This is a genomic window from Lysinibacillus sp. FSL K6-0102, from assembly GCF_038003545.1.
GTDB lineage: Bacteria > Bacillota > Bacilli > Bacillales_A > Planococcaceae > Lysinibacillus > Lysinibacillus capsici.
On the sequence record NZ_JBBOPH010000001.1, the window covers coordinates 97496 to 119881 of the forward strand.

The window sequence follows — 22386 nt, forward strand, 5'->3', positions numbered from 1 at the left end:
ATACATCACGAGGAGGAATCGATATGTTACAAAACGACATCGAAAAAATTATGATTACAGAAGAACAATTGCAAGAAAGAATTGCAGACTTAGGCGCGCAATTAACAGAGGAATACAAAGATGCATTTCCATTAGCTGTTGGCGTACTTAAAGGGGCAATGCCATTTATGACAGACCTAATGAAACGTTTCGATTCTTTCATCGAACTTGATTTTATGGATGTGTCTAGCTATGGTAATGCTACTGTGTCATCTGGTGAAGTGAAGATTTTAAAGGATTTGAATACAAGCGTTGAGGGACGTGACGTATTAATTATCGAGGACATTATTGATAGTGGTTTAACTTTAAGTTATCTAGTAGATTTATTTAAATATCGCAAAGCAAAGTCCATTAAAATTGTTACATTACTTGATAAACCATCAGGTCGAAAAGTAAATTTATCTGCTGACTATGTTGGTTTCGAAGTGCCAGATGGCTTTGTTGTAGGATATGGCTTAGATTACGCTGAAAAATATCGTAATTTACCTTATATTGGTATTTTAAAGCCTGAGGTATATTCTTTCTAAGAACAAAAGACCAGCTATAAAAAGTAAAGGTCTCCAGCGCAAGTCACGTATTTTTAGTTATGTTTAACATAATTCAAAATCTTGACACAATGTTTAGCTATATCGAGCCCGAGGAACAGGTACAATTACGCTGGGACATATAAAGATGGCCTAAAAACTGTTGTGATAACGGCAATAAGTGAACGAAACATTTTTTAAGTAGGGCTTTTCGTTGTATGATGAAATCATGATATGTTAAGATTTTACTTATAATTTTTCTGTTTGTAATGAGGAGGCTGGAGATGAATCGAATATTTCGATATACCATATTCTATCTACTGATTTTCCTAGTGATTATCGGTATTTTTGGTACTTTCAATGGTGGAAATTCACCAACGAAAGAATTAACTTATCATGAGTTTCAAGAAGCTCTAGATAAGAAAGAAATAACAAGTGCTACAATTCAACCTGATAAATCAGTTTACGTCGTTGAAGGAACACTGAAGGGGTATGAAAAAGGGGAAAGTTTTACTACAAACATCCCTCGTGAAAACCAATCTTTAATGGACCGCATCGATGAGGCTGCTAAGGATAAAAATAGTAATATTAGTTTTTTAGCAGCACCAGAAACAAGTGGATGGATTCAATTCTTTACAGGAATTATTCCTTTCATTATCATCATTTTCTTATTCTTCTTCCTAATGAGTCAATCTCAGGGTGGCGGTAATAAAGTGATGAGCTTTGGTAAAAGTAAAGCTAAACTGTATGATGATCAAAAGAAAAAAGTGCGTTTTACAGATGTAGCAGGTGCTGATGAAGAGAAAGCAGAACTTGTTGAAGTGGTAGAATTCTTAAAAGACCACCGCAAATTCACTGAAATTGGTGCCCGTATTCCAAAGGGTATCTTACTTGTAGGTCCTCCAGGTACAGGTAAAACATTACTTGCACGAGCAGTAGCAGGTGAAGCGGGTGTTCCATTCTTCTCTATCTCAGGTTCTGACTTCGTTGAAATGTTTGTCGGTGTTGGTGCTTCTCGTGTCCGAGATCTATTTGAAAATGCTAAGAAAAATGCTCCATGTATCATCTTTATCGATGAGATTGATGCAGTAGGTCGTCAACGTGGTGCTGGTCTCGGTGGAGGCCATGATGAGCGTGAACAAACATTAAACCAGTTATTAGTTGAAATGGATGGTTTTGGTGCCAATGAAGGGATTATTATCATTGCCGCAACAAACCGCCCGGATATTTTAGATAAAGCATTATTACGTCCAGGTCGTTTTGACCGTCAAATTACAGTAGGTCATCCTGATGTAAAAGGACGTGAGGCAATTCTTAAAGTACATGCACGTAATAAGCCTTTAGCAGATACAGTTGATTTAGCAGCTGTTGCTCAACGTACGCCAGGTTTCTCAGGTGCGGATTTAGAAAATCTACTAAACGAAGCAGCGCTTGTAGCGGCTCGAAAAAGTAAGCGCACTATAAATATGGCAGATATTGATGAAGCATCAGACCGAGTAATCGCTGGTCCTGCAAAAGCCAGTCGCGTATATTCTGCGAAAGAGAAGAAACTGGTATCCTTCCATGAAGCCGGCCACGTAGTCGTTGGTCTTGAGCTAGATGAGGCTGATACAGTACACAAAGTAACAATTGTTCCTCGTGGGCAAGCGGGTGGATATGCGATTATGTTACCGAAGGAAGAGCGCTTCTTTACGACAAAGCAAGAGCTTTTAGATCGTATTGCAGGTCTTCTGGGTGGTCGTGTAGCTGAAGAAATTGTTCTTGGTGAAGTTTCTACTGGAGCACATAACGATTTCCAAAAGGTTACAAGCATTGCCCGTGCTATGGTTACTGAATACGGAATGAGTGAGAATCTTGGAGCTATGCAATTTGGTTCAAGTCAAGGTGGTAATGTATTCCTTGGCCGCGACTTTAATTCTGACCAGAACTATTCTGATTCAATAGCCTATGAAATTGATAAAGAAATGCAAAAAATAATTGATACACAATATGAGCGTACTAAGCGTATCCTTACGGAAAAACGTCACCTGCTTGATTTAATTGCCAATACACTAATGGAAAAAGAAACATTAAATGCACAAGAAATTGAGCATTTACGTGATCACGGTGTGTTACCGGAACCAGAGGCTGCAGAAAAAATTGAGGAGAACACTCCAAAGATTGAAGCAAAGCCTACATTAGATACTATTGGCGAACCAGTTGTTGAAAAAGAGCTACTAAGTAAAGAGTCAAATCCAACAACTTTGGATTTAGCAAAAGAACGTAAAGAACCGAATGATGCACCTAAGGGTATCGATGAAAAACGTGATTAAAAATAGGGAAGACTGTTTACTAGTTCAGTAAGCAGTCTTTTTCTTTGCCTTTTCTTACTAATAAGCATTAGGATAGAGTAGTAAAAAAGACAAGCTGCATGCAACTCTGCCATTTAGAGAGATGTTAGCCAAAAAAGATAGGAGTGTATATGCGTGGGAAATGTTGTATTGAATAATGGTCTTAAAATGCCAATGGTTGGATATGGTGTCTTTCGAGTACCCGAAGGAGATGACCTAGCTGAAGCAGTCAAAACAGCTATAGCAAAAGGCTATCGTAGTATTGATACAGCACAAGTATATCGAAACGAAGAAAGTGTTGGACGAGGAATACGAGCAGCCATTGAAGAAGGCTTGGTAACTCGTGAAGAATTATTTATCACATCAAAAGTTTGGAACGATGGACTTTCCTATGAAGAAACACTTGCGGCATATGACAGCAGTCTAGAAAAAATAGGATTAGACTATTTAGATTTATATTTAGTACATTGGCCTGGAATAGACCAAAATTATATTGAAGTTTATAAAGCACTAGAAAAGATTTATCAAGATGGTCGAGTACGTTCAATTGGTGTTAGTAATTTCCATGTACACCATTTGGAAAGCCTTTTGAAGGAAACGACTGTCGTCCCTGTTATAAATCAAATTGAATTCCATCCGCATTTAATACAGGAGGAAGTACGTGCCTACTGTAAGGATAAGGGCATACAGGTAGAGGCATGGTCTCCGTTGATGAATGGTTCTCTACTGGAAGAGGCATTGATTCAAGAGCTAGCATCTAAATATGGCAAAACGCCTGCACAGATTGTATTACGCTATGATGTGCAACATGATGTTGTCACGATTCCAAAAACGATGACACCTGCACGTATGACTGAAAACCTAGCTGTTTTTGATTTTACGTTAACTGAGCAAGAAATGACACAGTTAGATGCAATGAACGATGGACTACGTTGTGGTCCAGATCCAGAAAAATTTAATTTCAAATGATTGTAAGAGAGGCTACCATATTTAGGGGGCCTCTTTTTAAAGAAGGATGATAACATGTATAGGTATTTATCTCCACCTGTAGTAGAAGGTGATGTACCTAAGACTATCCCTACAGTACAAACAACATCTGCTGAATCAAGATAAAAAGTATGGTATCATTTTCTAAAGTGTTTTATCCTCATTCCAGTTAGAGAGAATATTGTAATATGGGGATTGTGAAAGTTACAATGACGACATGGGAGGTGTCATTCTTGATTTTGGTTTTAGATGCAGGGAATTCCAATATTGTATTAGGTGTCTATGATGACAACGATCAATTAGCCTTCCATTGGCGTATGGTGACGGATCTTCATAAAACAGAAGATGAATATGCCATGCAAGTTCTTTCATTTTTTAATCATGCAGGCATTTCATTTGAACAAATAACAGGCATTATTATATCCTCAGTTGTGCCACCAATTATGTTTTCACTAGAGGCGATGTGCCAGAAGTATTTTCGAAAAAAGCCATTGATAGTAGGGCCAGGTGTGAAAACAGGTTTAAATATTAAATACGAAAATCCTCGTGAGGTTGGGTCTGATCGCATAGTGAATGCCATAGCAGCTCTAGATTTATATAAGGCCCCTTGTATCATAGTTGATTTTGGGACAGCAACAACCTATTGTTATTTGAACGAAAAGGGCGATTACATGGGTGGAGCTATTGCGCCAGGCATCACTATTTCTACAGAGGCTCTTTATACACAGGCTGCAAGATTGCCGCGTATTGAAATCGTTCGACCTACACATATCGTGGGGAAAACGACCGTTTCTGCCATGCAGGCGGGAATTTTTTATGGCTTTGTCGGGCAAGTTGAGGGCATTGTTAATCGTATAAAAGCACAAAGTAAAGAGGAGCCATTAGTTATTGCTACAGGTGGATTAGCAAATCTAATAGCAGGGGAGACACAAATTATAGATGTTGTAGATCCATTTTTAACGTTAAAGGGTTTATATAAGCTCTATAAACGTAACCAATAGGAAATGAGGGACATTCCATTTATGAGTGATTATTTAGTAAGAGGTTTAGGATTTAATGGACAAGTTCGTGTGTTTGCAGCACGTACAACAGCCACAGTAGGAGAAGTGCAACGCCGTCACGATACATGGCCAATTGTATCAGCAGCTTTAGGTCGTTCAATGACAGCGGCAGTTATGATGGGAGCCATGCTAAAAGGTGAAGAGAAAATCACTATTAAAATTGAGGGCAACGGTCCAATTGGCCCAATGGTAATTGATAGTAATGCACATGGAGAAGTGCGTGGATTTGTGACAAACCCTCATGTACACTTTGATTTAAACGAGCAAGGTAAGCTAGATGTTCGAGCAGGTGTTGGAACAGAAGGTGCTCTTACAATTGTTAAAGACCTTGGTTTAAGAGATATGTTTTCAGGACAAACACCAATTGTTTCAGGCGAAATTGCTGAAGATTTTACTTATTATTTTGCTACATCTGAGCAAGTACCATCATCTGTAGGTTTAGGCGTATTAGTTAATCCAGACAACACTATTCTTGCAGCTGGCGGATTTATACTTCAATTAATGCCAGGTTGTGAGGAAGAAACGATAACTGAAATTGAGCAACACCTTGCTACAATAGAGCCTGTTTCCAAAATGATTGAAAAAGGCTTTACACCAGAGCAAATTTTAGAAGCTGTATTAGGAAATGGACAGCTACAAATTTTAGATTCCATGCCAGTTGAATTTAAATGTCAATGTTCAAAAGAGCGGTTTGGTGCGGCAATTTTAGGTCTAGGAACAGCAGAGATTAGAGAAATGATTGATGAGGACGGCGGTGCAGAGGCACAATGTCACTTCTGCTTAGAGACATATAGCTTTTCTAAAGATGAGCTAGAAGGGTTTATCGATGAGCTCAACGCGTAATCGGCGACCTTCAACCAATGTAACACCAAACCAAACTCCTTTATTGCAACGTCGTTTAAAGACAAAGCCTGCTTTAGCTGTCATAGCCGTTTTGTTATTAGGAAATGTATTATGGTTCATTAGTTGGTTGATCCCGAACAAAGGTCAGGAAATTGGTAGCGACGAACAAGTCGCTGCCATTGACGGGGATGTTATCACACGCCAAGAGTGGATGATTGCTATGGAAGAACGATATGGTAAAGAAACACTCCAAAATTTAGTAAATGAAACGGTAATGGAAAAGGCCGCAAAAACATATAAAATTAAAGTTACTGATAAAGAAATTGATCTTGAATTAGCGTTAATGCGATCTGCTCAAGATAAGTATGATACAGCCATGCAAAATCTTTCGGCAGAGCAACTACGCCAAAAGATTCGATCACAGCTTATATTGGATAAGGTACTCACTAAAGATGTAGTGATAGAGGAAGAAAACGTTGAAAAGTATTATGAGGAAAATCAAGGCTTATATAATACAAAAACAAGCTATCGTACGAATTTTATTGAGGTCGATTCAAAAAAAGCTGCTGATGAGGCACTGGGTGAATTAAAAAATGGCTCTGATTTTACAGTGCTGGCACGAGAAATTTCTGTTGATAGTGCTTCAGCGAGTTTAGGAGGGGATATTGGTTTCCTTACAGAAAATCAGGAAAATGTAGACCCTGCAATTATTAATACTGTAAAATCACTAAAGGCAGATGAGGTAAGTAAAGCCTTTAAGTTAGATAATGGTCATTATGGCATTGTTCAAGTACAAGAGATATTAGAAGGACAATCCTTTACATATGACGATGTGAAAGAACATATTGAGCGAGAATTAGCTTTAGAGCAATTACCGCAATCTGTTACGCCAGAAGCATTTTGGTCGGAATTTAATGCTACTTGGTATTATGGAGAGACTAAAAAAGAAAAATAATACATGAAGAGAGTCTGCAGGTTTTGCGGGGTAAAATGAGTCTGATCAAACTTACAGGCATTCGTAGTGAATTACCCAATAAATGCAGGTTCTTTTTCTTTAGTGAGGATAAGATTTTTCCTTTTCATAGCAATGATAAATATTCTGAAAATATTAGTTTTATTTATTGACAATCGAATGGAAAAATTGATAAAATACAAAATAAGTAAAACCTATAAAAATAGTAGGGATTGGGAGTGGATTAGTAAATGAGTAGATTAGCAAACTCGGTAGCTGAATTAGTTGGTAAAACACCAATTGTAAAATTAAATCATGCAACAAGTGAAAATGAAGGTACTGTGTATGTAAAATTAGAATATTTTAATCCGGGAAGCTCGGTGAAAGACCGTCTAGCTTTAGCTATGATTGAAGCTGCGGAAAAAGACGGGACATTAAAACCTGGTGGTACGATTATTGAGCCGACATCTGGTAATACAGGTATTGGTCTTGCAATGATTGCAGCTGCTAAAGGTTATAAAGCCATTCTAGTTATGCCAGAAACTATGAGCTTAGAGCGTCGTAATTTATTACGTGCTTATGGTGCAGAGCTTGTATTAACACCTGGTCCAGCAGGTATGAAAGGTGCAATTGCTAAAGCAGAAGAACTATCTGAAGAACATGGCTACTTCCTACCACAACAATTTACAAATCCTGCGAACGCGGTAATTCACCGTTTAACAACAGGCCCAGAAATTGTAGAAGCATTTGATGGCCTGGCACTCGATGCTTTTGTAGCTGGTGTCGGCACTGGTGGTACAATTACTGGTGCTGGTGCGGTCTTAAAAGAAAAGTATCCAAACATTGAAATCATTGCAGTTGAACCAAAGGATTCACCAGTTCTTTCTGGTGGTCAACCAGGGCCTCATAAAATTCAAGGAATTGGCGCTGGATTTGTACCAGCAGTTTTAGATACAGAAGTCTATTCTTCAGTATTCCCTGTTGAGAATGAGGTTGCTTTTGAAGTAGCACGTAAAGTAGCACGTGAAGAAGGAATCCTATGTGGTATTTCATCTGGTGCTGCAATCTATGCTGCAATTGAAGCGGCAAAACGTTTAGGTAAGGGTTCGAATGTCCTTGCTATTGTGCCTTCTAATGGTGAACGTTATCTATCAACACCTTTATATCAATTTGAAGACTAATTCAATTTTTTTATGTAAGGGCTCCTTTATAAAGGGGCCCTTTTTTAGTGTGAAAACTAGGGCACTATGAAAATTATAAAAACATTCGCTTCTATGTAATAATCAAGTTAAGATGGAATCACATCATATGTTTAAAGGGGAAAAATAACTTGAAAACAATACTTACAAAAACATTAACGATGGATGCAGATTCATTTTTTTATAGCTATAAAAGGCAGACAGAGACGCAGCAAGCGCATGTGTTTTTAGAGAGTGGACGTGGTGGACATTTTTCAATAGCTGCGTGGAATCCATTAGCTACCGCACGATCAGTAGAGGGTGGGCTTTTCGTAAATTGGAGAAATGGCAGACAGGAAGTTTTACAAGGGGAGTCCCTCGACTTACTGGAAGAGCTTGTGGCAGAATATCAGGTTTCTTATAATGCAGAGCTACCTGTTTTTCAGGGAGGGGCTATTGGATTTGTGTCGTATGATTATGCTCGTAAAATCGAGGAGCTTCCTAATACGGCAACAGATGATTTACAAGTGCCTGATATCTATTATTATATCTTTGATTGCTGGGCCGTACATGATGTGAAAACGAATACAGTGACACTTATGAAGTTAGAAGAGAATGAGGTTAACTTGGAAGAATGGGCTAACATCTGGCAGGTTGCTGCACAGGCTGGGTTAGACGCGCGCAAATTTGAGAAAACAACTGCTATAGAAGTTAAGAATGATGAAAATGAGTTGCTTGTTTCATTTGCAGGAGGCGATTTCGAGGCAGCAGTTAAAAAAATCCAAACGTATATCGCACAAGGCGATGTCTTTCAGGTGAATTTATCTGTTCGTCAGTCTAAGAAACTCAATGCAAATGCACTAGATGTCTATGAGGCACTACGAGCTTTTAATCCGTCGCCATATATGGCTTATATTGAAGCACCTGATTTTTCTGTTGTTTCTGGATCGCCAGAGTTACTAGTCAAGCGTCAAGGCAATGAGTTGTCGACGAGACCAATCGCTGGCACTCGACCAAGAGGGAAGTCTGAAGAGGAAGATTTAGCGTTGGCTCAAGAATTAATTGATAATGATAAAGAGCGTGCTGAGCATGTGATGTTAGTGGATTTAGAGCGCAATGATTTAGGTCGTGTATCCACCTATGGAACAGTGGAAGTGGATGAGTTTATGGTCATTGAGCGCTATTCACATGTTATGCATATCGTTTCGAATGTGCGTGGAGAAATAGCAGAAGGTAAAACGAATGCAGATGTTATTCGTGCGATGTTCCCAGGTGGGACAATTACAGGAGCGCCTAAAATCCGCACTATGGAAATTATTGAAGAATTGGAGCCTGTACGACGTGGTTTATATACAGGCTCAATCGGCTGGCTAGGCTTTACAGGTGATATGGAATTTAATATTGTAATCCGTACAGCGTTTGTAAAAGATGGGGTTGCGCATATTCAAGCTGGAGCAGGCATTGTCATTGACTCTGTTCCGGAAAGAGAGTATCAGGAATCATTAAATAAAGCGAAAGCAATGTGGCAGGCAAAGGCAATGGCAGAGGAGCGAGTAATATGATTTTGATGATCGATAACTATGATTCATTTATTTATAACATCGTCCAATATTTGGGTGAATTTGGTCATGACATAGTAGTAAAACGTAATGATGTTATTACAGTAGAAGAAATAGAACAACTTTCGCCAGATATGATTGTTATTTCTCCAGGGCCATGTAGTCCAAATGAGGCGGGGGAAAGCCTGAACATTATTAAATATTTCGCGGGAAATATTCCGATTTTAGGAGTTTGTCTTGGACATCAGGCGCTTGCACAAGTGTTTGGTGGTCATGTCATACAAGCGGAACGTTTAATGCATGGGAAGACATCACCCGTGCTGCATGCTGAAGTGGGTTTGCATAAAGGCATGCCAAATCCATTCCAAGCAACTCGCTATCATTCTCTTATTGTAGAAAAGGAGACATTACCAGCGTGTCTAGAAGTAACAGCTTGGACAGAAGAAGGAGAAATTATGGGTTTACGTCATAAGGAATATCCTATTGAGGGTGTACAATATCATCCGGAATCCATTATGACAGAGCAAGGGAAACAACTTCTTCGCCAATTTATAGAAATGTATATAGAAGGAGTGAAATAGATGCAGTGCTGGATGAACGGAAACTATATGGCGGCCCAGGATCTGAGAATTTCGCCATTTGATCATGGATTTTTATATGGATTAGGATTTTTTGAAACGTTCCGAACATATGGTGGTCAGGTATTTTACTGGGAAGCACATATGGAAAGATTACAGCATGCTTTATCACAATATCACATTCATTTAAACTATCCTGAAAGTGTATTACTTGAGGCTGTGCAACAACTAAATCAACTAGCTGGCGGTCAGGATGGTTACTTCCGTTTAAATGTATCTGCGGGTGAACATAATATTGGATTACAGCCAACAGAATATAGACAACCTAATATCATCATTTTTCGCAAGGAACTTCAAGACACACCGCGTGGTACTGAAAAGTTTGCACAATGGCTTACCATACCACGCAATACACCTGAACAAGCATTTCGTGTTAAATCGCACCATTACGGCAATAACGTGCTTGGTCGCTTTGAAATGCCATCATTGGCTCAACAAGAAGGTTTCTTTTTAACAGAATCAGGCTATGTAGCTGAAGGTGTGACATCAAATATATTTTGGATAAAAAATGATATACTATATACGCCTTCTTTGGAGACAGGTATTTTACCAGGAATTATTCGTGCATGGGTTATAGAAAAGGCTAGTGCGCTAAACCTTGATGTACAGGAAGGCTTTTATACAAAAGAGGATTTACTACAAAGTACGGAATGCTTCATTACCAATTCAGTACAAGAACTTGTGCCTATTAGTAGCTTGGCGAACCAGCGATTTTTAGGCAATAAAGGACCTATTTATTCCATTTTGCATAGCGCATTTGTTCAAGAAGTGGAACGAGGATAGAAGGAGCGTTTACATGCTAGAAAAATATACGAAACCATTAACGATTAATGGTATTACATTAGACTATAGACAAGAAACATTTGTTATGGGGATTCTAAATGTTACACCGGACTCTTTCTCTGATGGAGGAAAGTATAACAATGTGGAGGCTGCAGTTACTCAAGCAAAAAAAATGGTGGCTGAAGGAGCAAAAATTATCGATGTAGGTGGAGAATCTACACGTCCTGGGTACGAACGAATTTCAGATGAAGATGAAATTGCACGCATCGTGCCTGTTATTCGAGCGTTAGCACAAGAAGTAAAGGTCATTATTTCAGTTGATACGTATAAAGCAAGTGTGGCGCGTGCCGCAATTGAAGCCGGCGCACATATCATCAATGATATTTGGGGAGCAAAGGCAGAACCAAAAATTGCTCAGGTTGCTGCAGACTTACATGTTCCAATCATTTTAATGCATAACCGTGAAAATATGGATTATGGTGTTGATTTTTGGACGACTGCAAAGGCAGATTTAGAAAAAAGTATTGCCATTGCACAGCAAGCGGGAGTTCCCGATCATCATATCATCTTAGACCCAGGTATCGGCTTTGCTAAAAATACTGCACAAAATATAGCTATGATGCAACACTTATCGGATTTAGTGGCTATGGGCTATCCCGTATTATTAGCAACATCACGTAAATCAATGATTGGTAATGTCTTGAACTTACCTGTTGAGGAGCGTCTTGAAGGGACAAGCGCCACAGTGGTTTATGGAATTGAAAAGGGTTGTCATATGATAAGAGTTCATGATGTAAAGGAAATGGCGCGGGCAACGTATATGACGGATGTATTAGTGGGTAAACGTTTGTTTAAGGAGGAAGCGTGATGGATTATATTCATTTAAAGGACATGCAGTTTTATGGTTATCATGGTGTATTAGCAGCTGAAACCACTCTAGGCCAACGCTTTCGAGCAAATGTTTCGCTTGCAGTAGACATGACAAAAGCCGGTGAAACGGATGATCTTTCTTATACCGTAAATTATGCAGAGGTATATGCGTTATGTCGGGATATTGTAGAGGGTGAACCGTTTAAGCTTATTGAGGCTCTTGTTGTGAAAATAGCAAATGTGATTTTAGCAACCTATCCTGATAAAGTAAAAGGAGTTCGTGTAGAGCTTATTAAACCAGACCCACCTATTCATGGTTATTATAAAGAAGTCTCTGTTGAGGTTACGAGGGGGGATTTCTAATGAAGGATGTCTATTTATCTATCGGAACAAATATGGGGGAGAGATATGAGAATCTTCAGCATGCAGTAGACCTTTTAAAAGAAAAGAAGGAACTAGAGTTGATTCGTGTTTCATCTGTTTTTGAAACAGCTGCTGTAGGTTATACGGATCAGGCAGATTTTTTAAATATAGCTGTTCATCTAAAAACAGCTATATCGTCTGTTGAGATGTTGAATATTTGCCAAGAAATCGAACGGGAATTAGGGCGTGTAAGAGAATTCCGCTGGGGCCCAAGAGTTATTGATCTTGACATTTTACTTTACAATCAAGAGAATATTGAAACGGAGAACTTAATTGTTCCTCATCCAAGAATGTACGAGCGAGCGTTCGTCCTAGTACCACTTGTAGAGATCACGCCATCACCTTTCGATGAACAGCTACAACAAGCGCATGATCTGTTACAGCAAATGGATTGTGAAAAGGAAGGCGTAATCTTCTGGAACCACTTTAATGAGCCGTCAGCGGTGAATTAAGTATTTGTATAGGAATGAATTATCAGCGTATAGCATTAACGATAGATAGAGAAAATAGGTAAAGCCTATAGAGGAGGAAGAAAAACGTTGGGTCAGTCAACAGAGAAGCCATTTCAAATTGGCGATATTGTCATGGACAACCGAGTAGTATTAGCGCCAATGGCTGGGATTTGTAACTCTGCTTTCCGATTAACGGTTAAGGAGTTTGGGGCAGGTCTCGTATACGCTGAAATGATTAGTGATAAGGGCATTGTCCAAAAAAATGAAAAAACATTAGGTATGCTTTATATCGATGAACATGAAAATCCTCTTTCACTGCAAATCTTTGGTGGAGATAAAGAAACCTTAGTGGAAGCAGCGAAATATGTGGATGAAAATACGACTGCTGATATTATTGATATCAACATGGGGTGTCCTGTTAATAAAATTATAAAATGTGAAGCGGGAGCACGTTTACTACTTGATCCTAATAAAGTATATGAGATGGTAGCGGCTGTTGTGGATGCTGTTAAAAAGCCTGTTAGCGTAAAAATGCGTATTGGTTGGGATGAAGAACATATCTTTGCGATTGAAAATGCTCAAGCTGTTGAGCGGGCAGGTGCAGCTGCAGTAGCAGTTCATGGTCGTACACGTGTACAAATGTATGAGGGTAAAGCGAACTGGGATTATATTCGTCAAGTAAAGGAAAATGTCAGCATCCCTGTGCTGGGTAACGGTGACGTGGAAACACCCCAAGATGCTAAACGTATGCTGGAAACTACAGGTGTAGATGCAGTAATGATTGGACGTGCTGCTTTAGGTAATCCATGGATGATCTATCGTACGGTTCAATACCTAGCAACTGGTGAATTAAAAGAAGAGCCAAGTGTACGAGAAAAAATGGACGTGTGTTTACTGCACTTTGAACGACTTCTTCAATTAAAAGGAGAAGGAATTGCAGTACGGGAAATGCGTAAGCATGCATCATGGTATTTAAAAGGAATCCGAGGTAATGGTAAGGCCCGCAACGCTATTAACCAAACAGAAACTGCGGCAGAACTGCGGGTACTATTAAATAGTCTTGTACAGGAGTATGAAGAAAGCGAATCTAAATTGATTGTTCCAGAAGTTAAAGAATTAATGATATAGTTATTATTATGGGCGTCTCTATAATTTGATAGAGGCGCCTTTTCAGCAGCACCTTTAATTTTTAGAATTATTAATTATTTTGTATTGGATTGAAAATAAATTGAAACAGATGATTACAGCACTAAAATTGTGTACAATAGAAATATTATGGACGTAAACGCGGACAATTTACTTAAGGAGTGAAACAAGTGTCAAATATAGAAGAATTAAATGATCAACTATTGGTGAGACGCCAAAAGATGACAACGATACTAGAAAATGGACAAGACCCATTTGGAAGCCGTTTTGAGCGTACACATTTATCAACAGAAGTACGTGATCAATTTGCAGATCAAACAAAAGAACAGCTTGAGGAAAACCTTCAAGAGGTAATTATTGCGGGCCGTATTATGACGAAACGTGGTAAAGGAAAAGCTGGCTTTGCACATATTCAAGATTTAAATGGTCAAATTCAAATTTATGTTCGTCAAGATCATGTAGGCGAAGAAGCGTATGAATTATTTAAACAAGCTGATTTAGGAGATATCGTGGGTGTGCGTGGTAACGTGTTCCGTACACAAGTAGGAGAACTTTCTGTAAAGGCTGAGGAATTCACATTCCTTACAAAAGCGCTACGTCCTATGCCAGAGAAATTCCACGGCTTACAGGATGTTGAGCAACGTTATCGCCAACGTTATCTAGATTTAATGACAAACGAAGATAGCAAAAAGACATTTATCACGCGTTCGAAAATTATTCGTGCAATCCGAAATTATTTAGATAATGCTGGATACTTAGAAGTAGAAACACCAATGCTTCACACAATTGCAGGTGGCGCAGCAGCTCGTCCTTTTATTACGCATCACAATGCCCTTGATATGGAATTATATATGCGAATTGCCATCGAATTGCATTTAAAACGTTTAATAGTTGGTGGTTTAGAGAAAGTTTACGAGATCGGACGTGTGTTCCGTAATGAAGGAATTTCTACACGCCACAACCCTGAATTTACAATGATTGAACTATATGAAGCATATGCTGATTATCAAGATATCATGTCTCTAACTGAAAACCTTATTGCACATGTTGCCCAAGAAGTTCTCGGTACAACTTCCGTTCAATATGGTGAAGATGAAATCAACCTTGCTGTAGGCTGGAAACGAGTTCATATGGTTGAAGCTGTAAAAGAGGCTACAGGTGTAGACTTCTGGCAGCCGATGACAAAAGAACAAGCACAAGCACTTGCTAAAGAGCATGGAGTTGAAGTGAAGGATGTTCACGAAGTAGGTCATATTATCAATGAATTCTTCGAACAGAAAGTAGAAGAGACGCTTGTACAGCCTACATTTGTATATGGTCACCCTGTAGAAATCTCACCTCTTGCGAAGAAAAATCCAGAGGACGAGCGTTTTACAGATCGCTTTGAGTTATTTATCGTTCGTCGTGAGCACGCCAATGCCTTCACAGAGTTAAATGACCCTATCGACCAACGCCAACGCTTTGAAGCACAATTAGCAGAAAAAGAAGCAGGTAATGATGAGGCACATGAAATGGACAATGATTTCATTGAAGCATTAGAATACGGTATGCCTCCAACAGGTGGTTTAGGTATAGGTATTGACCGTTTAATTATGCTACTAACAAATTCACCATCAATTCGTGATGTATTATTGTTCCCAACAATGCGTCATATTACAAAATAAATTACTGCGTAGGCTCTTTATAGAGCTGCTAAAGAGCATTCAATGAATTAAGAGGAGAATTCACAGGATAGGTGAGTTCTCTTCTTTTTGCTCAATGAAAAAAATTAAGTTGTTTAAACGTAGATTATATTTAGGTTATACTTTTATAGTTCTATGTTTTTCAAATCAAATACAATAAGTATAAAAAGAAGTATTTTATTGGGGGCTTATAATGAATTACAAAATTATTAACAAACAAGTATTTGAACAGGCACAATTACGTTCTGTTTCTGATGTTCCATTTACGGAGGAAGAGCTCGAGCATGGTATGAAATTAGTCGTTGCTAAAAAAGACGAGAATCTTACTTTATATTTAGTAGAAATAGATGGCCATAAGAAATTTGATGTTCGTTGGGACGATTCTTCTGAAATCTTTAGTGGCTGGTATTCTGCATGGGATAACTTCTTGTGGTGCTTAAATATAGTTGACCCTCAAGGTAATGAAATAAAATAGGGACTATTAGAAATAAGCAGGCGCTAAAGTACTTCTACTTTAGCGCCTGCTTATTTTCATAATGCAATTTTTAAAAACCTTCTTTGACCTAAACAACTAATTAGATTTGTAGTTTTATGTAGGAAGTAATTTTACACTAAGTTTTATGAGCTATATTTAACTTGAAAAGTAAGTAGTATTTTAATTTAAGATATTGAGATTTAATAGAAAGAGATGTATAGTAAAACAAATAATAAATAAGGAAAGATACTATGATTTACGATTCTCGTAAATACACAAATTTGCTTATTAAAGCAAGTTTGTTAAATTAAATTAGATTTTGTACAAAAAACACTTGCGAAGTTTTTTCTAACGTGATAAATTATTACTTGTCGTTAAGACGATGCAATCAACAACATTGAACTTCAAAAACAATTTGAAAAAAAGATGTTGACATGAATAATTGATTATAATATAATTTAAAAGTTGTCTCCGATGATTTGAAAAAACATTTTAAAAAAGTGTTGACAACGAAGTGAAGAAATGTTATAATTTAAAAGTTGCTGTCGAGAGATGGTTGCTAAATGAACCTTGAAAACTGAACAAGCAAAACGTAATCAATAAAGTTTTAAGTAGCTAGCTTCGGTTAGTTAACAAAACAAAAATTTTGGACATCAAACATGATGCCAGCAAAACAATTTGAGCTAATCAAATTTCTTTTATGGAGAGTTTGATCCTGGCTCAGGACGAACGCTGGCGGCGTGCCTAATACATGCAAGTCGAGCGAACAGAAAAGGAGCTTGCTCCTTTGACGTTAGCGGCGGACGGGTGAGTAACACGTGGGCAACCTACCCTATAGTTTGGGATAACTCCGGGAAACCGGGGCTAATACCGAATAATCTCTTTTGCTTCATGGTAAAAGACTGAAAGACGGTTTCGGCTGTCGCTATAGGATGGGCCCGCGGCGCATTAGCTAGTTGGTGAGGTAACGGCTCACCAAGGCGACGATGCGTAGCCGACCTGAGAGGGTGATCGGCCACACTGGGACTGAGACACGGCCCAGACTCCTACGGGAGGCAGCAGTAGGGAATCTTCCACAATGGGCGAAAGCCTGATGGAGCAACGCCGCGTGAGTGAAGAAGGTTTTCGGATCGTAAAACTCTGTTGTAAGGGAAGAACAAGTACAGTAGTAACTGGCTGTACCTTGACGGTACCTTATTAGAAAGCCACGGCTAACTACGTGCCAGCAGCCGCGGTAATACGTAGGTGGCAAGCGTTGTCCGGAATTATTGGGCGTAAAGCGCGCGCAGGCGGTCCTTTAAGTCTGATGTGAAAGCCCACGGCTCAACCGTGGAGGGTCATTGGAAACTGGGGGACTTGAGTGCAGAAGAGGAAAGTGGAATTCCAAGTGTAGCGGTGAAATGCGTAGAGATTTGGAGGAACACCAGTGGCGAAGGCGACTTTCTGGTCTGTAACTGACGCTGAGGCGCGAAAGCGTGGGGAGCAAACAGGATTAGATACCCTGGTAGTCCACGCCGTAAACGATGAGTGCTAAGTGTTAGGGGGTTTCCGCCCCTTAGTGCTGCAGCTAACGCATTAAGCACTCCGCCTGGGGAGTACGGTCGCAAGACTGAAACTCAAAGGAATTGACGGGGGCCCGCACAAGCGGTGGAGCATGTGGTTTAATTCGAAGCAACGCGAAGAACCTTACCAGGTCTTGACATCCCGTTGACCACTGTAGAGATATAGTTTCCCCTTCGGGGGCAACGGTGACAGGTGGTGCATGGTTGTCGTCAGCTCGTGTCGTGAGATGTTGGGTTAAGTCCCGCAACGAGCGCAACCCTTGATCTTAGTTGCCATCATTTAGTTGGGCACTCTAAGGTGACTGCCGGTGACAAACCGGAGGAAGGTGGGGATGACGTCAAATCATCATGCCCCTTATGACCTGGGCTACACACGTGCTACAATGGACGATACAAACGGTTGCCAACTCGCGAGAGGGAGCTAATCCGATAAAGTCGTTCTCAGTTCGGATTGTAGGCTGCAACTCGCCTACATGAAGCCGGAATCGCTAGTAATCGCGGATCAGCATGCCGCGGTGAATACGTTCCCGGGCCTTGTACACACCGCCCGTCACACCACGAGAGTTTGTAACACCCGAAGTCGGTGAGGTAACCTTTTGGAGCCAGCCGCCGAAGGTGGGATAGATGATTGGGGTGAAGTCGTAACAAGGTAGCCGTATCGGAAGGTGCGGCTGGATCACCTCCTTTCTAAGGATTATTTCGGAATACAAACCTTGGGTTTGTAAGATTACGTTTTGCGTTCAGTTTTGAAGGTTCATTCTATCTGAATGAAACACTTCAAAACTTGTTCTTTGAAAACTGGATAAAACGACATTGAAATTGTAACAAACACATTTATTTTTTAAGTTTTTTTATAGGCTTAATAACTTGGTTAAGTTATTAAGGGCGCACGGCGAATGCCTTGGCACTAGGAGCCGAAGAAGGACGGCACTAACACCGATATGCTTCGGGGAGCTGTAAGTGAGCTTTGATCCGGAGATTTCCGAATGGGGGAACCCACTACGTTTAATCGCGTAGTATCTTGACGTGAATACATAGCGTCTTGAAGGCAGACCCAGGGAACTGAAACATCTAAGTACCTGGAGGAAGAGAAAGAAAAATCGATTCCCTGAGTAGCGGCGAGCGAAACGGGAAGAGCCCAAACCAAGAGGCTTGCCTCTTGGGGTTGTAGGACACTCTATACGGAGTTACAAAAGAGCGAGTTAGATGAAGCGACTTGGAAAGGTCCGCCAGAGCAGGTAAAAGCCCTGTAGTCGAAAGTTCGTTCTCTCCTGAGTGGATCCTGAGTACGGCGGAACACGTGAAATTCCGTCGGAATCCGGGAGGACCATCTCCCAAGGCTAAATACTACCTAGTGACCGATAGTGAACCAGTACCGTGAGGGAAAGGTGAAAAGCACCCCGGAAGGGGAGTGAAAGAGATCCTGAAACCGTGTGCCTACAAGTAGTTAGAGCCCGTTAATGGGTGATAGCGTGCCTTTTGTAGAATGAACCGGCGAGTTACGATTACGTGCAAGGTTAAGCTTTAGAAGGCGGAGCCGCAGCGAAAGCGAGTCTGAATAGGGCGAAATAGTACGTGGTCGTAGACCCGAAACCAGGTGATCTACCCATGTCCAGGGTGAAGGTGAGGTAACACTTACTGGAGGCCCGAACCCACGCACGTTGAAAAGTGCGGGGATGAGGTGTGGGTAGCGGAGAAATTCCAATCGAACTTGGAGATAGCTGGTTCTCTCCGAAATAGCTTTAGGGCTAGCCTCGTGATGAGAATACTGGAGGTAGAGCACTGTTTGGACTAGGGGGCCATCCCGGTTTACCGAATTCAGACAAACTCCGAATGCCAGATATTTATACACGGGAGTCAGACTGCGAGTGATAAGATCCGTAGTCAAAAGGGAAACAGCCCAGACCACCAGCTAAGGTCCCAAAGTAATCGTTAAGTGGAAAAGGATGTGGCGTTGCACAGACAACCAGGATGTTGGCTTAGAAGCAGCCATCATTTAAAGAGTGCGTAATAGCTCACTGGTCGAGTGACGCTGCGCCGAAAATGTATCGGGGCTAAACGATTCACCGAAGCTGTGGATTGACATCTACGATGTCAGTGGTAGGAGAGCGTTCTAAGTGCGTTGAAGTCAGATCGGAAGGACTGGTGGAGCGCTTAGAAGTGAGAATGCCGGTATGAGTAGCGAAAGACGGGTGAGAATCCCGTCCACCGTATGACTAAGGTTTCCTGAGGAAGGCTCGTCCGCTCAGGGTTAGTCGGGACCTAAGCCGAGGCCGATAGGCGTAGGCGATGGACAACAGGTTGATATTCCTGTACCACCTCCTCACCGTTTGAGAAATGGGGGGACGCAGTAGGATAGGGTAAGCGCGCCGTTGGTTGTGCGCGTCCAAGCAGTAAGGCGTGTGTGTAGGCAAATCCGCACACTGTAACGTTGAGCTGTGATGGCGAGTCCGTATGGACGAAGTTCCTGATTTCACACTGCCAAGAAAAGCCTCTATCGAGGTGAGAGGTGCCCGTACCGCAAACCGACACAGGTAGTCGAGGAGAGAATCCTAAGGTGTGCGAGAGAACTCTCGTTAAGGAACTCGGCAAAATGACCCCGTAACTTCGGGAGAAGGGGTGCTCTTGAGCGTGCAAGCGCATGAGAGCCGCAGTGAATAGGCCCAGGCGACTGTTTAGCAAAAACACAGGTCTCTGCAAAACCGTAAGGTGACGTATAGGGGCTGACGCCTGCCCGGTGCTGGAAGGTTAAGAGGAGTGGTTAGCGCAAGCGAAGCTGCGAATTGAAGCCCCAGTAAACGGCGGCCGTAACTATAACGGTCCTAAGGTAGCGAAATTCCTTGTCGGGTAAGTTCCGACCCGCACGAAAGGCGTAACGATCTGGGCACTGTCTCAACGAGAGACTCGGTGAAATTATAGTACCTGTGAAGATGCAGGTTACCCGCGACAGGACGGAAAGACCCCGTGGAGCTTTACTGTAGCCTGATATTGAATTTTGGTACAACTTGTACAGGATAGGTAGGAGCCAGAGATCTCGGAGCGCCAGCTTCGAAGGAGGCGTCGGTGGGATACTACCCTGGTTGTATTGAAATTCTAACCCATGCCCCTTAGCGGGGCAGGAGACAGTGTCAGGCGGACAGTTTGACTGGGGCGGTCGCCTCCTAAAAGGTAACGGAGGCGCCCAAAGGTTCCCTCAGAATGGTTGGAAATCATTCGTAGAGTGTAAAGGCACAAGGGAGCTTGACTGCGAGACCTACAAGTCGAGCAGGGTCGAAAGACGGGCTTAGTGATCCGGTGGTTCCGCATGGAAGGGCCATCGCTCAACGGATAAAAGCTACCCCGGGGATAACAGGCTTATCTCCCCCAAGAGTCCACATCGACGGGGAGGTTTGGCACCTCGATGTCGGCTCATCGCATCCTGGGGCTGTAGTCGGTCCCAAGGGTTGGGCTGTTCGCCCATTAAAGCGGTACGCGAGCTGGGTTCAGAACGTCGTGAGACAGTTCGGTCCCTATCCGTCGTGGGCGTAGGAAATTTGAGAGGAGCTGTCCTTAGTACGAGAGGACCGGGATGGACACACCGCTGGTGTACCAGTTGTCTTGCCAAAGGCATCGCTGGGTAGCTATGTGTGGACGGGATAAGTGCTGAAAGCATCTAAGCATGAAGCCCCCCTCAAGATGAGATTTCCCATTACGCAAGTAAGTAAGATCCCTCAAAGACGATGAGGTAGATAGGTTCGAGGTGGAAGTGTGGTGACACATGGAGCTGACGAATACTAATCGATCGAGGACTTAACCAAAAAAGTTTGAAACATTCAATGCGCCGTTTATCCAGTTTTGAAAGAACAAGTAAGCTTTTAAAAAAAGCTTGCATTTATACTGAAATATGGTATAATAAATCTTGTCTTTTAATAAGTCTAGTGATGATGGCAAAGAGGTCACACCCGTTCCCATACCGAACACGGAAGTTAAGCTCTTTAGCGCCGATGGTAGTTGGGGGCTTCCCCCTGTGAGAGTAGGACGTCGCTAGGCATAATACCCAGGAGGATTAGCTCAGCTGGGAGAGCATCTGCCTTACAAGCAGAGGGTCGGCGGTTCGAGCCCGTCATCCTCCACCATATGCCGGTTTAGCTCAGCAGGTAGAGCAACTGACTTGTAATCAGTAGGTCGTGGGTTCGATTCCTATAGCCGGCACCATTTTTTCGAGCCATTAGCTCAGTTGGTAGAGCATCTGACTTTTAATCAGAGGGTCGAAGGTTCGAGTCCTTCATGGCTCACCATTTATAAATAATAATAAGCGGGTGTGGCGGAATTGGCAGACGCACTAGACTTAGGATCTAGCGCCGCAAGGCGTGGGGGTTCGACTCCCTTCACCCGCACCATTATTTTCATTGCCAGATAAAAAAAGCTTATGCACATGCGGAAGTAGTTCAGTGGTAGAACACCACCTTGCCAAGGTGGGGGTCGCGAGTTCGAACCTCGTCTTCCGCTCCAAATGTGCCGGGGTGGCGGAACTGGCAGACGCACAGGACTTAAAATCCTGCGGTAGGTGACTACCGTACCGGTTCGATTCCGGTCCTCGGCACCATTTTAAATGCGCCCGTAGCTCAATTGGATAGAGCGTCTGACTACGGATCAGAAGGTTATGGGTTCGACTCCTGTCGGGCGCGCCATAAGAACAACGGGAAGTAGCTCAGCTTGGTAGAGCACTTGGTTTGGGACCAAGGGGTCGCAGGTTCGAATCCTGTCTTCCCGACCATTTCCTAAAAATAAAAATATGGGGCCTTAGCTCAGCTGGGAGAGCGCCTGCCTTGCACGCAGGAGGTCAGCGGTTCGATCCCGCTAGGCTCCACCAATTCAATTACATGAACCTTGAAAACTGAAC

The 22386-nt window shown here is 41.6% G+C and carries 16 protein-coding genes, 9 tRNA genes and 3 rRNA genes; all 28 read left to right on the forward strand.

Annotated elements, in window-relative coordinates; all coding sequences use genetic code 11:
• Nucleotides 1-23: 23 nt before the first annotated feature.
• The 28 genes from hpt (at nucleotide 24) to NYE73_RS00620 (ending at nucleotide 22356) form a co-directional block, all read left to right on the forward strand.
• Entirely contained in the window at nucleotides 24-566 is a 543-nt protein-coding gene (hpt, locus tag NYE73_RS00485; protein WP_004229145.1) for a hypoxanthine phosphoribosyltransferase, read from the forward strand.
• A gap of 281 nt (nucleotides 567-847) precedes the next feature.
• Nucleotides 848-2875 (forward strand): ATP-dependent zinc metalloprotease FtsH, encoded by a 2028-nt coding sequence (gene ftsH / locus NYE73_RS00490; protein ID WP_048395325.1) that lies wholly within the window; start codon nucleotides 848-850, stop codon nucleotides 2873-2875.
• 153 nt (nucleotides 2876-3028) lie between these two features.
• Nucleotides 3029-3862: an aldo/keto reductase gene (locus NYE73_RS00495; RefSeq protein WP_311198651.1), complete on the forward strand. Its 834-nt coding sequence runs from the start codon at nucleotides 3029-3031 to the stop codon at nucleotides 3860-3862.
• A 251-nt stretch (nucleotides 3863-4113) separates the two neighbouring features.
• Nucleotides 4114-4881 carry a type III pantothenate kinase gene (locus NYE73_RS00500; protein ID WP_048395343.1) on the forward strand — a complete coding sequence of 256 codons (768 nt, stop codon included), beginning with the start codon at nucleotides 4114-4116 and terminating at the stop codon, nucleotides 4879-4881.
• A 21-nt stretch (nucleotides 4882-4902) separates the two neighbouring features.
• The gene (gene hslO, locus NYE73_RS00505) at nucleotides 4903-5784 is read left to right on the forward strand and encodes an Hsp33 family molecular chaperone HslO (RefSeq protein WP_259951239.1); all 882 of its coding nucleotides are present in this window, start codon (nucleotides 4903-4905) and stop codon (nucleotides 5782-5784) included.
• On the forward strand, nucleotides 5768-6739 hold the full coding sequence (locus NYE73_RS00510; RefSeq protein WP_048395323.1) for a peptidyl-prolyl cis-trans isomerase: 972 nt from the start codon (nucleotides 5768-5770) through the stop codon (nucleotides 6737-6739). The genes hslO and NYE73_RS00510 overlap by 17 nt, the downstream gene beginning before the upstream one ends.
• Nucleotides 6740-6987: 248 nt before the next feature.
• Nucleotides 6988-7917, forward strand: a complete 930-nt coding sequence (cysK, locus tag NYE73_RS00515; protein ID WP_259951240.1) for a cysteine synthase A — start codon at nucleotides 6988-6990, stop codon at nucleotides 7915-7917.
• 149 nt (nucleotides 7918-8066) lie between these two features.
• Complete coding sequence (pabB, locus tag NYE73_RS00520) at nucleotides 8067-9476, forward strand: aminodeoxychorismate synthase, component I (protein ID WP_066038167.1); 1410 nt, start codon at nucleotides 8067-8069, stop codon at nucleotides 9474-9476.
• A complete protein-coding gene (gene pabA, locus NYE73_RS00525) occupies nucleotides 9473-10054 on the forward strand; it encodes an aminodeoxychorismate/anthranilate synthase component II (protein ID WP_048395320.1) in 582 nt (193 codons plus the stop codon). The genes pabB and pabA overlap by 4 nt, the downstream gene beginning before the upstream one ends.
• Complete coding sequence (gene pabC / locus NYE73_RS00530; RefSeq protein ID WP_054548587.1) at nucleotides 10055-10894, forward strand: aminodeoxychorismate lyase; 840 nt, start codon at nucleotides 10055-10057, stop codon at nucleotides 10892-10894.
• Between the two features lie 13 nt (nucleotides 10895-10907).
• Nucleotides 10908-11762: a dihydropteroate synthase gene (folP, locus tag NYE73_RS00535; protein ID WP_259951241.1), complete on the forward strand. Its 855-nt coding sequence runs from the start codon at nucleotides 10908-10910 to the stop codon at nucleotides 11760-11762.
• Nucleotides 11762-12127, forward strand: a complete 366-nt coding sequence (gene folB / locus NYE73_RS00540; protein ID WP_004229125.1) for a dihydroneopterin aldolase — start codon at nucleotides 11762-11764, stop codon at nucleotides 12125-12127. Before folP ends, folB begins: the two co-directional genes overlap by 1 nt.
• Complete coding sequence (folK, locus tag NYE73_RS00545; RefSeq protein WP_054548584.1) at nucleotides 12127-12639, forward strand: 2-amino-4-hydroxy-6-hydroxymethyldihydropteridine diphosphokinase; 513 nt, start codon at nucleotides 12127-12129, stop codon at nucleotides 12637-12639. Before folB ends, folK begins: the two co-directional genes overlap by 1 nt.
• An 87-nt stretch (nucleotides 12640-12726) precedes the next feature.
• Complete coding sequence (dusB, locus tag NYE73_RS00550) at nucleotides 12727-13767, forward strand: tRNA dihydrouridine synthase DusB (protein WP_259951242.1); 1041 nt, start codon at nucleotides 12727-12729, stop codon at nucleotides 13765-13767.
• Between the two features lie 179 nt (nucleotides 13768-13946).
• On the forward strand, nucleotides 13947-15449 hold the full coding sequence (lysS, locus tag NYE73_RS00555) for a lysine--tRNA ligase (protein WP_259951243.1): 1503 nt from the start codon (nucleotides 13947-13949) through the stop codon (nucleotides 15447-15449).
• A gap of 211 nt (nucleotides 15450-15660) precedes the next feature.
• Nucleotides 15661-15942, forward strand: a complete 282-nt coding sequence (locus NYE73_RS00560; protein WP_048395308.1) for a hypothetical protein — start codon at nucleotides 15661-15663, stop codon at nucleotides 15940-15942.
• A gap of 697 nt (nucleotides 15943-16639) precedes the next feature.
• Nucleotides 16640-18191 (forward strand): 16S ribosomal RNA (locus tag NYE73_RS00565).
• 182 nt (nucleotides 18192-18373) lie between these two features.
• A 23S ribosomal RNA gene (locus tag NYE73_RS00570) occupies nucleotides 18374-21301 on the forward strand.
• Nucleotides 21302-21417: 116 nt separating this feature from the next.
• Nucleotides 21418-21533: ribosomal RNA gene (gene rrf / locus NYE73_RS00575) — 5S ribosomal RNA — on the forward strand.
• The 16S, 23S and 5S rRNA genes sit together here with 9 tRNA genes alongside, the layout of an rRNA operon.
• Nucleotides 21534-21543: 10 nt before the next feature.
• A tRNA-Val gene (locus tag NYE73_RS00580) sits at nucleotides 21544-21619 on the forward strand.
• A gap of 3 nt (nucleotides 21620-21622) precedes the next feature.
• Nucleotides 21623-21698: transfer RNA gene (locus NYE73_RS00585), tRNA-Thr, on the forward strand.
• 7 nt (nucleotides 21699-21705) lie between these two features.
• Nucleotides 21706-21781: transfer RNA gene (locus NYE73_RS00590), tRNA-Lys, on the forward strand.
• A 17-nt stretch (nucleotides 21782-21798) separates the two neighbouring features.
• Nucleotides 21799-21883: transfer RNA gene (locus NYE73_RS00595), tRNA-Leu, on the forward strand.
• Nucleotides 21884-21920: 37 nt separating this feature from the next.
• Nucleotides 21921-21995 (forward strand) — tRNA-Gly (locus NYE73_RS00600).
• 5 nt (nucleotides 21996-22000) lie between these two features.
• Nucleotides 22001-22089: transfer RNA gene (locus tag NYE73_RS00605), tRNA-Leu, on the forward strand.
• A gap of 8 nt (nucleotides 22090-22097) precedes the next feature.
• Nucleotides 22098-22174, forward strand: a tRNA-Arg gene (locus tag NYE73_RS00610).
• 9 nt (nucleotides 22175-22183) lie between these two features.
• Nucleotides 22184-22260 (forward strand) — tRNA-Pro (locus tag NYE73_RS00615).
• Nucleotides 22261-22280: 20 nt separating this feature from the next.
• Nucleotides 22281-22356 (forward strand) — tRNA-Ala (locus NYE73_RS00620).
• Nucleotides 22357-22386 lie beyond the last annotated feature (30 nt).